Source organism: Blautia segnis (assembly GCF_014287535.1).
In the GTDB taxonomy this organism is placed as follows: domain Bacteria; phylum Bacillota; class Clostridia; order Lachnospirales; family Lachnospiraceae; genus Blautia_A; species Blautia_A acetigignens.
The window spans coordinates 70140-86232 of record NZ_JACOOT010000038.1 but is presented as its reverse complement, the minus strand read 5'-3'; the positions used below and the strand labels follow the sequence as shown (position 1 = coordinate 86232).

Here is a 16093-nt window from a genome sequence, read left to right as displayed (position 1 = left end):
TATCATATCAATATCCAAAGGTAATATAAGACAGCTATTCCGTATCATAGCTGTCGCATACATTCAGGGATATCTGTTATAATCGTTATCCCGGTCAGGAGGCTTATTATGCAGGAAAAAGTTTTGGATAACAAGAAAAATGGTATGGGTATGATGGTACTGTTTATTCTGCTTTATGCAGCAGCTGCTGCCTTTATTACAATCGGTGCCATGTTTTACTGGATTCCATTGATGGTCATTGGAATTATTTGTCTATCTCTGGGATGGATTCCCTTTTGCGGATTAAAAGTGCTGAAGCCACAGGAAGCTCTAGTACTTACTTTGTTTGGTAAGTATGTGGGAACTCTGAAGAACGATGGTTTTTACTGGGTAAATCCGTTCTGTACAGCAGTGAACCCGGCAGCGAAGACCAAGCTGAACCAGAGCGGTGATGTAGATGGCGGAAATGCAGCCAAGTCAGTTCTGACTCTGGCCGCTGCAGGAACAACTGCTTCTGCAAGCAGTTCTTATGTAAACAAGAAGATTTCCCTGAAAATTATGACTCTTAACAATAACCGTCAGAAAATCAACGATTGTCTGGGTAACCCGGTGGAGATTGGAATTGCAGTTATGTGGCGTGTAACTGACACAGCAAAAGCAGTTTTCAATGTTGACAACTACAAGGAATATCTTTCCCTGCAGTGTGACAGCGCACTTCGTAATATCGTAAGAATTTATCCTTATGATGTAGCTCCTAATGTGGATACTACCGGAGACGGAGTTGCAGATGAGGGAAGCCTTCGCGGTTCCAGTGAGATCGTAGCCGGACGTATCCGTGATGAGATCCAGCAGAAGGTTGCAGAAGCAGGTCTTGAGATCATCGAGGCACGTATTACATATCTGGCTTATGCACCTGAGATTGCTGCGGTTATGCTGCAAAGACAGCAGGCGTCTGCTATTATTGACGCAAGAAAGATGATCGTGGATGGTGCTGTTGGCATGGTAGAAATGGCGTTAGAACGGTTGAATGAAAACAACGTGGTTGAGCTTGATGAGGAGCGGAAGGCTGCCATGGTTTCCAACCTTCTGGTAGTGCTGTGCGGCAATCATGATGCTCAGCCGATAGTTAATTCGGGAAGTCTTTATTAATGGCTGCAGATACCAGACCTAAGAAACAAATTCCTCTCAGGCTTTCTGCCAAGCTTTATGACCAGATTGCAGCCTGGGCTGAGGACGATTTCCGCTCCGTAAACGGGCAGATTGAATATCTGCTTACCGAATGTGTCCGGCAACGCAAAAAGAACGGAAAATATGTTTCCGATACAATGGATGAACCGCCGGAACTGGATATTGAATGAATTTCATATTTTTCAGAACAGGGAGTGCCCCAAACTGCGCTCCCCTTTTTCTTATCCTTACTTATTTTCAAACATATGCTTCATCCAATCCCCAGCCAGCTGGATCCAGCTTTCGCATTCGGGCTGGATACCGTAGCCGTTGGGGCAGGCGGTTTCTGCAGTGGCAAGGCCAAGGCCGTGACCGCCTACTGGATAAATATGCAGCTCTGCCGGGATATCCAATGCATGAAGTGCCTGGAAAAACAGCAGGGAATTCTCTACCGGAACGGTGTCATCCGGAGCGGTATGCCACAGGAAAGTCGGCGGTGTATCCTTGCTGACACTATATTCCAGCGATAAAAATCTGCGCTTCTCTTCATCTACATAGTCCTCGCCAAGAACTTTTTCAAAAGATCCCTGATGAGCCTTTTCCCCGGAAGTGATAACCGGATAGCTAAGCATCAGTCCATTAGGACGGAATTTCCCGGCATCCATTCCCAGAGCCTCCGCTACAAATGGCTTGTTCCAGAACACTCCAAGACTTGCTGCCAGGTGTCCTCCTGCGGAAGATCCCTGAACTACGATCTTGCCTGTATCAATATGCCACTTTTCTGCATTTTCACGAAGCATTGCAACTGCTGTGGCAAGCTGCAGAAGTGCTTCCGGGAACCGTGCCGGAGCTACGCTGTAGCGCAGAATTGCCGCATGATAGCCCATAGCCATAAACTTAACAGCCAGCGCCTCCGCCTCACGATCTGAAGTCATCTCATATCCGCCTCCCGGACAAATCAAAACAACCGGCCTCTTTCTCCCCAAATCAATCTCCGGTGAATTATCCAGGAAATAAGTGAACAAATTTGCCTTAAATTCTGAGTCCTTTAACTGGATTTCTATTTTTTCATGAATCATTGGTACAGCCTCCTATATATTGAATGATTTTTCAAACATAATTCTAACCCTATCTTAATACCAATTCATTAAAAATCAAGGGAAAATTGACACTCTGCGGAATGTTGCGACGACCTGCGGTGAATATACATTGCAAACGCACGTCCAGCAATCCACCGTCAATTTTCCAACAACATAACCCCTTTTGCCTCCAGCGTCACCACCGTTCCGCCTTCATACTGCTCCCCAGTAAGCAGATCTTTCCGCGCCTCATTCAGCACAAATACAGTCTCCTCATCATTATGGTTCAGCACAAACATCACGCCTTTTCCATCTTTAAACCTCTCCGTTGCCTCAACTCCCTCCGGAGCCTCCAGAACCGGAGAAATCCCTTTTTCTTCCATACGCTCCCGCATAAACATCCGGTAAAATTCCTGTGAAGACCGGGTTCCCACATAATACGCCTTTCCAGCCCCAAAGCTGTTTTCCGTAATCACAGGCGTGCCCGCGTAAAAATCTTCTTCATAAGAAGCCAGCTCTCTGGCCCCCTCCAAATGCATCAGATCACACAGCAAAGACGCCTCACAGGAAACACCGCCATACATAAAGTGATTTCTCTTATCCCGGGGAAGGGCATCGGACTCCTCCACCCAGATTCCCAGAATATCACGCAACTTTCCCGGATAGCCCCCTGTAATAACCAGGTCATGCTCATCCACAATGCCGCTGAAATAAGAAGTAATAAACGTGCCGCCCTTCTTCACAAACTGGCGGATCTTCTCATCCGTATTTCCCTTTGTCATATAAAGAAGAGGTGCGGTCACTACTTCATACTGCTCCAGATCGTCCTCCACGCCAATAATGTCCACTGCATAATTCTGTTCCTCCAGCGCCCTGTAATATAGAAAAACCTCGTCCAGATATTTCAGATCACGGCTCGGGCCGGCAGAGTACTCAATTGCCCACCAGTTGTCCCAGTCAACCAGAATCGCTGCCTTTGCCCGGCTTCTGGCACCCAGAGTCTTATCCCCAAGCTGCTGCAGTTCCTTTCCAAGCTGGGAAATTTCACGGAAAACTCTGGTATTCTCTGTCCCAACATGGTCAATCACTGCACCATGATACTTTTCACATGCACCAATGGAACATCTCATCTGGAAAAACAGCACCGCATCTGCCCCATGCGCCATTGCCTGATAGCTCCACAGACGCATAACTCCAGGACGCTTCAGTGCATTATACGCCAGCCAGTTGGTCACACTTGGCGTCTGTTCCATCAGCACAAAAGGCTGTCCCCCTTTGATTCCCCGCATCAGGTCATGATTCATGGCAATTCTGGAGTAAGGATCTTCATTTGCCGGATAATTGTCCCATGAGATAAAATCCATGGATTTTGCCCACATCTGATAATCCAGCGGCTTATAAAATCCCATGAGATTAGTTGTAATTTTGGCATCCGGAACCACAGAACGGATTGCCGCAGCCTCTGCCTGGTAACATTTCAGCATCCCTTCTGAATTGAAACGGCGGTAGTCCAGGGAAATCCCCTGAAAAGTAGTGCGGTCTGGCTCAAAATGTTCACTCAGCATATTTGGCAGCACAATTTCGTCCCAGTCATAGAAGGTATGTCCCCAAAAGCTGGTATCCCAAGCTTTATTTACTTCCTCAATGGTGCCGTATTTTTCCTTCAGCCAGACCCGGAACTGCTTTTCGCAGTTTTCACAGTAGCACTCTCCGCCATACTCATTGCAGATGTGCCAGCCAATCACGCACTCCCGTTCTCCATACCGCTCTGCCAGCTTTTTCGCCAGAAGAACAGAATACTTCTGATAGGTTGGACTGTTCTGGCAGGAATTGTGGCGGCTTCCAAATTTTCGCTTCATGCCGCTAAACTCGGTGCGCAAAATATCTGGGTGGCGTTTCGCCATCCACGCCGGATGAGCCGCTGTAGAGGTGGCAAGGAAAACCTTCAGCCCATTTGCCTCCACCAGATCCATGATCTTATCCAGTTTTTCAAAATTATAAGTATCCTCACTTGGCTGCAAAGCTGCCCAGGAAAATACATTCAAGGTTACCTCATCAATTCCCGCCAGCTTAAAAAGCCGCATATCCTCTTCCCAGATTTCCTCCGGCCACTGCTCCGGGTTGTAATCTCCGCCATATAAAACTTTATTGATTCTGCTGTCCTGAAACATTTTTTCTCCTTTTCAAATATGCCGCATTTAGTTTACATAATTCTAGTTTTCCAAATTTAAATAATCTCCATTATAAACAAAAGCAGGAGAACCCCTTTACGGATCCCCCTGCCCTCGTTTATAAATCCGGCATTTATTTCATTCTGATTTCAACTACTGCCTTGCACTGCAAATCTGCTCCAATTATCTTTATTCTTCCGGAGCCTCAGTAACCTCAGCCTCAGCTGTATCTGCACTATCTGCTGCTGTATCGATCCCTGCAGATGTATCAGCTTCCGCACTGTCATCTGCACTTCCGTCTGCAGTCTCTTCAGCAGCTGCATCAGTTCCGTGCTCTTCCTCATACTGTTTTACAGTAGCTACGCGGGCATCGTTCTGAGCCTTTGCGCACTCCATGTCATAATCCAGTACAGTCTGATAATCCAGGCCTTCCAAAGTATCCTGCATTTCTGCAAGAAGAGAATTAAACTCATCTTCATTGGACGCAAATACCATCTTCCAGGAATAATCTACGATAGAAGCCTTACACTGACCGCGAAGCGTACTAATCTGAGAGTCTTCCTCAGGTACTGCATATCCGCTTCCAGGTGCCACCAAAATCTGGTCATGGCTTGTAAGGTAATCCATTGTTGTCTCTGCTCCCGTCTGAGTTTTCCAGTCAGCGTAGAGAGTATTGTCCTGATTTTCAAGAACAGAACTCCAGGTTGTATAATCATAACAGATTCCAGTTTCCGGATTCACATCAAGCTGGTTTACTGCTTTGTAATTCAATGCGGAAACACCATCTTTCCATGTACCACCGCCCCATTCGTCCGGAACATTTACAGTCTCACCATAAAGAGCCTGTTTACCAAAATCTGTAAGAACCGGCTCACCATCTTTCATTTCCCAGGTAAGGCCTTCTGGCCCACAAGTACTTGCTGTCTGTGCACAGGATTCCATGATTCCCTCCGGAGAATACAGCCAGTCAATAAAATCTGCCAGTCTCTGCGGATCCTCTGCTTTACTTCCAATCATAATTCCAGCATTTCCACCGTTTCCGTTGACCTGACATCCATAAGAGAAAATACATTCATCTGCGATTGGAGCAAGCATGAAGCCTTTTCCCTCAGCTTTATTGGCATCTGTATTGTACGCAGACTGACCGAGCCATGGATATGGGGAAAACAATATCTGTCCGTCCTGATATTTTGCAAACAGAGTGTCATAATTTTGAGTTGTAGATTCCGGATCTACAAGTCCCATCTGATTTGCCTCAAACAGGAATTTCAGAGACCTTACATATGCAGAATCACTGTCAATAAAGCTCTGATAATCAGAACCGTCTGCTTTTGCAAGCACGAAACCGATCTCATCATATCCATAAAGGCTTGCTTCTGGCTTGGCATTTGACATCAGATTTCCGTCCCAGTCTTTAAACAGGGAAATGGCATAAGTCTGTTTTCCGCTATCACTGGTCGGTACTGCCTCCTGCATTTTCTGAAGTGCCGGAAGAAGATCCTCCAATGTGTTCAGTTCCGGATATCCGGCTGCCTTGTATGCATCCCATCTGAGATAAGCGCCATAGTTTGGCTCAAGACCTTCTGAAGAGGTTGTCGGGGAGTTACTGGAAGATTCAGAAGGAATTGCCCAGATTCCATCTTCTTCTACAAGCTGACTCGTTGTTTCAATTGCGCTGTCATATCTGTGAACGTTCTCAGCATCCTTCAGGTAATCTGTCATATCAATAACCAGACCAGCTGTTACCAGGTTCTGAAGACGTCCATTTCCGCATCCTGTAATAATCAGGTCACCAAGGTCTCCTGCCGCAGAACGTGTCTGGAAAAGAGTATCACCGCCGCCGGCTACGTTCTGTGCAATAATATTCAGTTCCATATTGAATTTGTCTTTTACGATTTTTGCAAACCAGCCAGACTGGATTCCCTGATAGTTTGCCATGCTGTCAAATACATCAACTGTAATAAAGTCCTTGTATTTGGAGTTTCCTTCGGTCTCGCCATCACTGCTGTCCGCACTTTCTGTGCTGTCGCCTGCTGTGCTTTCTACGGCAGTGCTTTCTGTGGAATCACTGTTGTCAGAACCGCAGCCTGCCAGAGTTCCGGCAATAAGTGCTGCACTAAGCATGCGCTGATTGCTTTTCTTTTCATGTTTTCCATCCTCCATTGATGTTTTCATTTTACTTGCTATGTATAAGTTTGTCACTTATTTTTTATCAACCTTTTACAGAACCGATCATAATACCTTTGACAAAGAATCTCTGGAATAATGGGTAAATAAACAGGATCGGAAGTACAACGATTACGGATACGGTCATACGGATTGAGGTCGGGGTCTGCTGAGTGGCAATGGCCGCCATATTCAGTGCACCGCCGGTACTGTTCTTAACCATTGTTGCAAGGGAACTTGCCTGGTTGATGTAGGTGTACAGAAGATACTGCAGAGAGTAAAGCTTCTGATCGGTAATGTAGATCAGGGTATCCTGGAAAGAGTTCCACTGTGCAACTGCCGCGAAAATAGCAACGGTTGCAAGGATCGGGGTACAAGCCGGAAGAATGATCTTGTAGAAAATCTTAAAGGTTCCAGCTCCGTCAATCTCAGCAGCCTCCTGTAAAGCCTTTGGAATGGATTCCACATAGGTTTTAACCAGAATAATGTTGTACGGCTGCACAATTGCCGGAAGAATGTAAACCCAGAAGGTGTTGTTCAAATGCAGGGTTTTCATGGTGATAAACATTGGAATCAGACCTGCGTTAAAATACATGGTGATTACAATTACACGATACCAGAAGCTTCTTCCCCACATTTTTTCCTGCGTAAACATGAACCCAAGGAATGCACTTGCCAGTACGGTAAGTCCGGTTCCCAGCACGGTTCTTGCCACGGAGATCAGCGCCGCAGTAGAAAGACCGGAAAGCTGAAGTACCTGCTTGTAATTTTCAAAATGGATTCCTTTTGGAATCAGGGTAATCAGACCGTTGGCACTTAAATCGTTGGCACTGATGGTGTTAATGATCAGATAATAAAACGGATACAGGCAGATCAGTGTCAAAAGGCCAAACAGCAGATAGTTAAATACGTTAAAAACCTTATCGGAAGCAGACAGAGGTTTTTTCTTTTCTTTAAATACAACTTTTTCTTTCATCTCTTTCTCCTTCCTTTTAGATAATGGATTCTCCACGGGTCTTCCTGGAAACAAAGTTTACAACGAACAGCAGTACCACACTTACCACACTCTTCAGCATACTGATCGCAGTTGCAAGGGAAAGGCTTGATCCGGTCATACCGATGTTATATACGTACAGGTCAAGCACCTGGATATGAGCCTTGTTGAAAGAGTTCTGGAATACGAAATACTGGTCCATACCATTGTTCAGGAAGTTTGCTACGGAAAGCATCAGCATTACGAAGTAGGTTGGAAGCAGCGCCGGGAATGTAATGTGACGCATGAGCTGGAAGCGGTTTGCTCCATCCACTCTTGCAGCTTCGTACTGTTCCTGGTCAATTCCTGTGATAGATGCCAGATACATGATCGCGCCCCAGCCAAGGCCTTTCCATGTATTCCACAGAAGCATTGTCAGCCATGTGTGGGAATCACTGTCCAGGAATTTAATTGGTTCGGAAATCCAGCCAAGGTTCTGCAGTAAGGTGTTTACCATACCAGTGTTGGAAAACAGACAGAACGCAACGGAATATACCATAACCCAGCTGATGAAGTTCGGCAGGGTTGTCAGGGTCTGTACCATTGTTTTGAACCATTTGCACTTGATCTCATTTAATAAAATTGCGAAGAACAGCGGGAGCATAGAAGTTGCAATTCCCAGCAAGCTCATTGCAAAGGTGTTCTTCATAACCTGGATCATCTGAGCAACCTGTGTCTTATTTCCAAATAGCATCTTAAACCACTGCAGTCCTACAAACTCGCATTTGCTAAGTGGAAGCGGCGGTTTGTAATCGTAGAATGCATAAATCCAGCCATGCAATGGGAAATAAGAAAACAGAAATACTAAAATTACAAAAGGTATGATCATAAGAGTCAGTTTCTTGTTTTTCTTAGAACCTTTTGGTGTTGCGGTTTTTGCCGCGGATGTAGCTTTCGCCATCTGTTTTTTCCCTCCTTCTTTTTAAAGATCTGTTTACCGCAAGTTGCAGCCAGCTGCTGCTTCTGCGTTCACAGCTCTCTTTTAGCTGTTGTCATGGTAGCACTAATTTTTATTGGAAAATACGGTGAAAATTTGACATGGTTTATGGAAATTTTAGAATTAATTCATAGACAAATGAGAAATCACTATTTTTTGCTGTACCCAAGATATGATTTTTACTGTAGACCGTAAAATTCTTTCTATATAATATGAGGGAGTAAGAACTCTAAATGAAACAATGTCATTAAGTAACATTGCTGAACAGTTGAGCTATTTACATCTGAATACTCTGGAGGTAAAACATTATGAAATTCAATCCCGACAGTCCATTTTTTCAGTTTATGAATTCTCTGGCGGCATTTATCGGACTGAACGTGATCTTTCTGATTACATGTCTGCCGATTTTTACCATAGGCCTGGCTCTGACGGCACTTTATACGGTAACCTTGAAAGAAGCACGCAAAGAAGGCGGATACATTTTCTCCACCTACTTCAAAGCATTCAAAGAAAATTTCCGCCAGTCTGCTGCGGCGTTTCTGATTCAGCTGGTTCTGGCACTTGTGTTTCTTTTTAATGCACATTTCTGGGGCGAACAGAATACCGTACTGGGAAATGCACTTATGTTTGTAATGACTGCACTTCTGGTGGTTCTTGCACTGACTTTTATGTACTGCTATCCTTTGATGGCAAGATTTGATAACACCCTGACGCAGTCCATGAAAAACGCATTTTTCGTTGCCATAACCCATCCTAAATTTACATTGGGGCTTGCGGGAATTTTGGCGGTATATCTATTCTTCTGCTTTGGATTTTCTGATTTTGCAAAGGTATTTATGATTTTGCTGGGATTTTCTTTTCTGGCATACTGCAATTCTATGCTGCTGGTGAAGGTTTTTCAGGATTACGAAGAAGAACCTGTAGAATGTATTTTGGAAAAAGAATGATTTTTCTATGAGAAACAGCCTTCCGGAAAGATGTCGGAAGGCTGTTGATGTTTTGTTGAAGCGTATTTGCAAACTATGTTAGATTTCCAAGGTTCCCTGTCCGTAATAAGCATTCTCGCCATGTTTTCTGTAATAATGCTTATCCTGAAGCTCCTGCGGTGCCGGTTTCACATCCGGATTGATCAGCTCGCAGCGGGAAGCCATCTTGGCAACCTCTTCCAGTACAACTGCGTTGTGAACAGCTTCATGAGCATCTTTTCCCCATGTGAAAGGTCCGTGGTTCTTGCAGAGAACTGCGGGAACAGCTTCATAGTCTCTCTTCTTGAAATAATCTGCGATCAGGATACCTGTATTTCTCTCATATGCTTCTGCAATCTCGCTTTTATCCAGGTTACGGACACATGGAACTTCTCCGTAAATGTAATCTGCATGGGTAGTTCCATAGCAAGGAATTGCGCGTCCTGCCTGTGCCCAGCTTGTAGCCCAGGAAGAATGGGTATGTACGATTCCGCCGATTTTCGGGAATGCATTGTAAAGCACTACATGAGTAGGTGTATCAGAAGATGGATTATATTTTCCTTCTACTTTATTTCCCTCTAAATCCACCACTACCATATCCTCTGGTGTCAGCTTATCATAATCTACGCCACTTGGTTTTATTACAAAAAGACCCTTTTCACGATCGATTCCGCTTACATTTCCCCAGGTAAAAGTAACCAGACCATATTTCGGCAGATCCATATTTGCTTTGTAAACTTCTTCTTTTAATTTCTCCAGCATAGTTGTGTCCTCCTTTGCACGTATACTATTATCTATACTATATCACTTGTACAGACGTATTTCCACTTGTATTTTGTATATTTCCGGTACTGTTTCATTATTGGCTGTAAAATAGCCAGCGGTCTGTTCCTATTATGTTTCAGCCTGGCTGCAAAATTTTTCTCTGCCTGGCAATACAATTGGCAATATATAGAAATCAGGCTTCTGTAAATTCTACCACAGCGTAGGGTTCGCCGCCTTCTGTGGAAAGGGCGACGGTAACTTTCCCGGTTTCCTGCTTCACTGACGGGTAAAAAATATCTCCCAGCAGTGCCTGTTTCTTGTACTCCGCTCTCATCTGACGGATCACAAAGCCCTCCGGCAGATAATCTGCTGCCATGCGGATATACTGGCAGTTGTTTACATGATGATGGGTGTCCAGATGGTGCTTCTGAATAGCAAAGGGTTCTTCCGCAGTCATGTTCTCCGGCAATGCAATTTTGCGCGGAGCATAATCCATGTCCAGTTTCTCATCCAGCACATAGCCTCTGGTATCTTCATCTGTAAGGCGTGCCGGCAGCCCGGTCTGGGTGTCAATATTTGTCCAGATGCTGTTCGCCCAGGATAAACGCTCCCCATCTTCTGTTTCCAGGGTAAAGTTACGCATTCCCAGGAAGCCCTTGAAACCATATGGGGCTGTGGTGGCAATGATGGATTCACCCATCTTGGGATAGCGTTCCACTATGATCTGCCAGGAAGAAAGTACCCAGGCTCTCTGGCGATTCTCAAGAACCTCCATTCCCTGTCCAATGCTTTCAGACTGGAATGTGCAGCAATCCTGATAATAATCCTGAATCCCCGGCAGGGTCAGGCATCCGTTCTCTCCTATTTCACTGTATCTAACACGGCCTTTAAAGCTGTAGCTCATATGATGTCAATCTCCTTTTTTTGCGTAGCGTAAAATCGCTTCCGCGACGGGAACCGCGAACTCCGCTTCGCTCCGTTTGCGTAGCGTAAAATCGCTTCCGCGACGGGAACCGCGAACTCCGCTTCGCTCCGTTTGCGTAGCGTAAAATCGCTTCCGCGATTTTACTTCATTATATACCAAATTCTGTGACAATGGTATGAAAATATGGCGAACATTTGTGAAATTTTTCTTGATTTGGCATGCAATTCTGTGTACAATAAAGTTATAAAAACAAAACAGCGAACGCTTATATATGTCCATAATCCGGTTGGACGTTTCTACCAACTACCCTAATAGTTGTCTATAAGCTGCATGCGAGGAGGTGTGCAGGTGTAGCATATTGCGGGTGGTTTTTTATTGGTCTGGCTTTGACTGAAACTGCACAGCCAAAAACTTCTTCCCATTATGCTTGGCACTTCTGTCGCGGAAAGGATGGTTTGATATGAAAAAAGAATTGTTTGCTTTAAAAGGTATGATCTGTTACAGCAAGAATCAACGTGAAATGATTTTTATGGAGGACTCCTATGTAGTCTGTGAGAATGGCATCTGCGCCGGAGTTTTTTCCCAACTTCCAGAGGAATATAAGAATGTTCCCGTGGAAGATCTGGGCAACCGCCTGATTATCCCGGGATTTACAGACCTGCATCTTCATGCTCCCCAGTATGCTTATCGCGGAACCGGAATGGATCTGGAACTTCTGGACTGGCTGAATACCATTACCTTCCCACAGGAAGCACGTTATGCGGATCTTTCTTATGCGAAAAAAGCCTACTCTATTTTTGTAGATGATCTGAAGCACAGCTTTACCACAAGAGCCTGCATTTTCGCCACCCTGCACCGTCCGGCTACCGAACTTCTTATGGATATGCTGGAGGAAAGCGGTCTGGCAACTATGGTTGGAAAAGTAAATATGGACCGCAACGGCTCACCGGAGCTTCAGGAGGAAAGTGCGCAGGCATCTGCGGCGGATACCCGTCAGTGGCTGGAAGATATTAAGAGACGTTACGACCACACTTACCCCATTCTTACTCCACGTTTTACCCCATCCTGTACGGACGAACTGATGACGGAACTTGGTAAAATTCAGAAAGAATATCACGTTCCTGTGCAGTCACACCTGTCTGAGAATTTCGGGGAAATCGCATGGGTGAAGGAGCTTTGCCCAACCAGCCGATTTTATGGGGACGCTTATGACATGTTTGGACTGTTCGGAACGAAAAATGCAGAAAGCGAACTTGATTACACAGCAGCGTCCGCAAACAGCAATTCCTGCCCCACAATTATGGCGCACTGCGTCCACTCCACAGACGAGGAAATTCAGATGATCAAGGATCAGGGTGTTTACATTGCTCACTGTCCGGAATCCAATACCGACATTGCGTCCGGCATCGCGCCAATCCGCCGTTATCTGGACATGGGCCTTCACGTAGGCCTTGGCACTGACGTTGCCGGAGGTTTCTCCCTCTCCATGTTCCGCGCCATCGCCGACACCATCCAGGTATCCAAGCTCCGCTGGAGATTAATGGACCAGAACCTGGCTCCTGTCACTCTGGAAGAGGCCTTTTACATGGCCACCATCGGCGGCGGTTCCTTCTTCGGAAAAGTAGGAAGCTTCGAGAAAGGCTACGAATTCGACGCTATGATCCTGGACGACCACAACATCCGCCACCCCCAGGAAATCTCCACCCGTGATCGACTGGAGCGACTGGTCTACCTGTCCGATGACCGGAATCTGGTCGGAAAGTATGTGCAGGGACGGAAGGTAATTTAACATTCAAAACATCTTGACATTTTATTAAATATTGATAATATAAAAAAGAAACGAGTTTTACAACCGTACAGCTATTGCTCAAGCGGCCAGCTCGTTTCTTTTTTTTCTTTATATATTTGTGGGAATTTTTACCAAAGTTTTTTCTATTTTCACCACAAAAAAACGAGCCAGGATTTCGAAATCCCAGCCCGCTTTTCACCTTGCCTTCATGAATTATTTTTCCAAATATTCTCTAATTCTATCAATATTGTACAAAGGAATGTTGGTCATCCATTCCTGTCTCCGATAATCCGACATTGATGTTCTTACTGCGTATTTCGGCTTATATTTTTCACAAAAAGCTTTAAGACTTTTTGCCCGTAAATTTTCTTCTGCCTTTACTTCCAATGGAACAATAGAGGTTCTTCCCTGTAAGAGAAAGTCAATTTCTCCACTGGAATTTGCTGTAGAATAATAGTATGGCTCTATACAATCCAGTGCGACCAGTTGTTGTAAAACATACTGTTCTGTTAATGCACCTTTAAATTCTGTAAAGATACGATTTCCATCAATAATTACCTGCGCGTTTATGTCTGTCATGGCCATCAACAGCCCCACATCCAGGAGATACATTTTAAAAACATCCAAATCCAGATATGCCTTCAGCGGAAGTGCAGCTTTCCCTGCCCTCTGTACCTTATGAATAAGTCCGCAATCCAAGAGCCATTGTATTGCCAACTCAAAGTCTTTCGCTCTGGCACCTTTCCGCACCTGTCCATAAATGTACTTTTTATTTTCCTTTGCAAGCTGCATAGGAATTGAATTCCACACCAGATTTAGCCTTGGAACTAAAGAAATTTCAGCATGTTTCGAAAAATCCTGCTGATAATAGTTCAAAAGGTTCTTCTGTATCTCTCTGACACGGTTAAAATCTTTGGTTTCCGCATATGTCTGTACTACTTCCGGCATACCTCCTACATAATAGTACTCCCGTAACCGATCTATATACTTGGACTTGAACATAGTCACCATATCGGTATCTGGTCCCTGCAGAATTTCTACAAAACGTTCTTCTCCCAGAGCACATAGAAATTCCTGAAATGTCAACGGATGTAAATCCATAAAATCCACTTTACCAACCGGGAAAGACGTTCCTTTGTGCAGTGCTACACCAAGAAGGGAACCAGCTGCCACGATTGCATATTCAGGTGCATTCTCACAAAAATATTTTAAGGAAGATAATGCCTTTGGAACTTCCTGCACTTCATCAAATATCAGCAGTGTATTTTGGGCATCAATAGAGATTCCTGTTTCCGCACTGATTGCCAGCACAATTCTCTCTATGCTGATTTCCCCTTCAAACACTTGCTGCATTCTTGTATTACTATCAAAATTTACATAAGCAACATTCTCAAAACAGGTTCTTCCAAACTCTTTCATCAGCCATGTTTTTCCCACTTGCCTGGCACCTCGGATAATCAAAGGTTTTCTGTTTGGTTTGGTTTTCCACTCTTTTAATTTTTCCAATGCAAAGCGTTTCATCTATTTCCCTCCCCATTGATTGTGTTAAATATCCATATGAATATTATATCCTGCTCTTTTCATTTTATTACCATCTCATGCTTGAGTCAACACTTTTAAGGCTGAGTTTATGTTGTAACAAAACATTTTTAAGGTCGAGAATATGTATTATTAGAACATTTTTAAGGTGATATCATTATTCTGCAAGGATTCTACCCAAATTTTTCTATGGCTACGGCAACTGAAGTCAGACAAAATATACCGCGCAGTATTGGAAGAATTATTGTCGATTTTGATAGCATAAGAAACGAATATTTACTGGAAGATATAAAGAAATACGGAAAGCAAATTTATTAACCGATATAACATTTTGGGGAAGATTGCCGCAGAGCAAACACTTCTGCGCTGCCGCAAATCTCTAATTATTCCCTTTCCAGATACCCCCGTATCCGTTCTTCGTTCATATTCTCCCCGATCACAATCACCACTTCCTGGCCTACAGAAATTGGCCTCAGGGAAAATTCCTTGCGGGTGGCGTTGAGCTCCAGCCACTGGGCTCCATGGTCAGGAACGCCAGCTGGCGTCTTTGCCTCCTCATCACAGCTAGTATCCACCTGCTCAGCCAGCTTCACGAATCCCTTAATTCGAAAAACATCCCCGCACTTCGAATCTTCCAGGATCTCATGGGCCGCCTTTTCCAGCTTCTCCTCCGAAATTTTCAGTTCCATAAAATACAGTGACTGGAATCCCTCTTTCTCATCAAAGCACTGCTTCTCAAAGTCCTCCATCACATACCCACTGTGAAAAATCCTCTGGAAATCCTCATCCGTAAACTGCTCCCAATCTTTACATAGCACGTCCTGTTCTGTAAAACGCCGCTTGCACTTCACGCTCTCCAGTGCCCGGTTCAAATGCTCCACCGTTCCCGTAATTTCCTCTGCGGACGCCTCCTGGCTTTTACTCAGAACAATGCATCCGGCATCCGCTGCCTCAGATGCCAGCAGATATTCCGCCTGTGGCTGTAGCTTCTTCTCCAGCCTTGCGTCAAGAATGGTGATTACATTTCCAATCTGATACCATTTGTCCAACGGTTCTTCATAAAGCGCATCAAAAAATTCATCCACATCAAAAATTCCAGACGGCTCGATCAGCACTCGGTCATAACCGCACATTCCCATTGCGATCAGCTTGGTCTTAAACCTTCTTCTGTGGCAGTCCTTGTCACATCCGCCGGAAACCATTTCCAGCTCGCAATTCTCGCCTTCCAGATCATGAAGCAGCATCATATCCACATTCACTGCCCCGAAATCATTTTCCAGAATCCCAATATTCTGCCCCTGCTTCATCAGCCAGGATGCATATTTCTTTATAAATGTAGTTTTCCCTGAGCCAAGAAAACCTGTAATTAAGTCAACCTTTACCATTGTAGATTACCTCTTATCAGCCATATAATTATATTTTAGTCCAACATTTCGTTTTTTCTTAATTTTCCCACTCTTGTTATACCATTCACAACATTATTTGGAAAGGATTTTTCCACAATATGAGAAATATTCTTCCACAAATAAAAGAAGCCTCCGAGATTCATGCCTGATCCCGGAAGCTTCTTTTATTTAT

The 16093-nt window shown here is 44.5% G+C and carries 13 protein-coding genes and 1 riboswitch; of the genes, 4 read left to right on the top strand and 9 right to left on the bottom strand.

Translation table 11 applies throughout. The annotated features are described in order from the left end of the window. The first annotated feature begins 108 nt into the window (after positions 1–108). The gene (locus H8S54_RS16235) at positions 109–1128 is read left to right on the top strand and encodes an SPFH domain-containing protein (protein ID WP_186901823.1); all 1020 of its coding nucleotides are present in this window, start codon (positions 109–111) and stop codon (positions 1126–1128) included. Beyond that, positions 1128–1337 (top strand): TA system antitoxin ParD family protein, encoded by a 210-nt coding sequence (locus H8S54_RS16230; RefSeq protein WP_021926098.1) that lies wholly within the window; start codon positions 1128–1130, stop codon positions 1335–1337. Before H8S54_RS16235 ends, H8S54_RS16230 begins: the two co-directional genes overlap by 1 nt. Before the next feature lie 57 nt (positions 1338–1394). Here the strand turns inward: H8S54_RS16230 and H8S54_RS16225 are convergent, their stop codons facing one another. The 5 genes from H8S54_RS16225 to H8S54_RS16205 form a co-directional block, all read right to left on the bottom strand. Then, positions 1395–2225, bottom strand: coding sequence for an alpha/beta hydrolase (locus H8S54_RS16225; RefSeq protein ID WP_021926097.1), 831 nt, complete (start codon positions 2223–2225; stop codon positions 1395–1397). Between the two features lie 158 nt (positions 2226–2383). Beyond that, the gene (locus H8S54_RS16220) at positions 2384–4396 is read right to left on the bottom strand and encodes a beta-galactosidase (protein ID WP_186901822.1); all 2013 of its coding nucleotides are present in this window, start codon (positions 4394–4396) and stop codon (positions 2384–2386) included. 189 nt (positions 4397–4585) lie between these two features. Then, positions 4586–6571, bottom strand: coding sequence for an extracellular solute-binding protein (locus tag H8S54_RS16215; RefSeq protein WP_186901821.1), 1986 nt, complete (start codon positions 6569–6571; stop codon positions 4586–4588). A gap of 37 nt (positions 6572–6608) precedes the next feature. After that, positions 6609–7538 carry a carbohydrate ABC transporter permease gene (locus H8S54_RS16210; protein WP_021926094.1) on the bottom strand — a complete coding sequence of 310 codons (930 nt, stop codon included), beginning with the start codon at positions 7536–7538 and terminating at the stop codon, positions 6609–6611. Positions 7539–7554: 16 nt separating this feature from the next. Further along, positions 7555–8496: an ABC transporter permease subunit gene (locus H8S54_RS16205; RefSeq protein WP_186901820.1), complete on the bottom strand. Its 942-nt coding sequence runs from the start codon at positions 8494–8496 to the stop codon at positions 7555–7557. A 344-nt stretch (positions 8497–8840) separates the two neighbouring features. Between H8S54_RS16205 and H8S54_RS16200 the strand changes: the two genes are divergently transcribed. Continuing rightward, positions 8841–9479, top strand: a complete 639-nt coding sequence (locus H8S54_RS16200; RefSeq protein WP_186901819.1) for a YesL family protein — start codon at positions 8841–8843, stop codon at positions 9477–9479. 78 nt (positions 9480–9557) lie between these two features. Here the strand turns inward: H8S54_RS16200 and H8S54_RS16195 are convergent, their stop codons facing one another. Then, positions 9558–10259 (bottom strand): L-ribulose-5-phosphate 4-epimerase, encoded by a 702-nt coding sequence (locus H8S54_RS16195; RefSeq protein WP_021926091.1) that lies wholly within the window; start codon positions 10257–10259, stop codon positions 9558–9560. Between the two features lie 196 nt (positions 10260–10455). Beyond that, on the bottom strand, positions 10456–11166 hold the full coding sequence (locus H8S54_RS16190) for an acyl-[acyl-carrier-protein] thioesterase (protein ID WP_117852772.1): 711 nt from the start codon (positions 11164–11166) through the stop codon (positions 10456–10458). A 266-nt stretch (positions 11167–11432) separates the two neighbouring features. Further along, positions 11433–11529: riboswitch (purine riboswitch) on the top strand. Between the two features lie 118 nt (positions 11530–11647). Between H8S54_RS16190 and H8S54_RS16185 the strand changes: the two genes are divergently transcribed. After that, positions 11648–12976: an amidohydrolase family protein gene (locus tag H8S54_RS16185; protein WP_186901818.1), complete on the top strand. Its 1329-nt coding sequence runs from the start codon at positions 11648–11650 to the stop codon at positions 12974–12976. A 213-nt stretch (positions 12977–13189) separates the two neighbouring features. On the opposite strand, the gene H8S54_RS16180 is transcribed toward H8S54_RS16185, so the two are convergent. Beyond that, positions 13190–14497, bottom strand: a complete 1308-nt coding sequence (locus tag H8S54_RS16180; protein WP_021926088.1) for an ATP-binding protein — start codon at positions 14495–14497, stop codon at positions 13190–13192. A gap of 401 nt (positions 14498–14898) precedes the next feature. Continuing rightward, positions 14899–15900 carry a GTP-binding protein gene (locus H8S54_RS16175; protein ID WP_117852766.1) on the bottom strand — a complete coding sequence of 334 codons (1002 nt, stop codon included), beginning with the start codon at positions 15898–15900 and terminating at the stop codon, positions 14899–14901. Positions 15901–16093 lie beyond the last annotated feature (193 nt).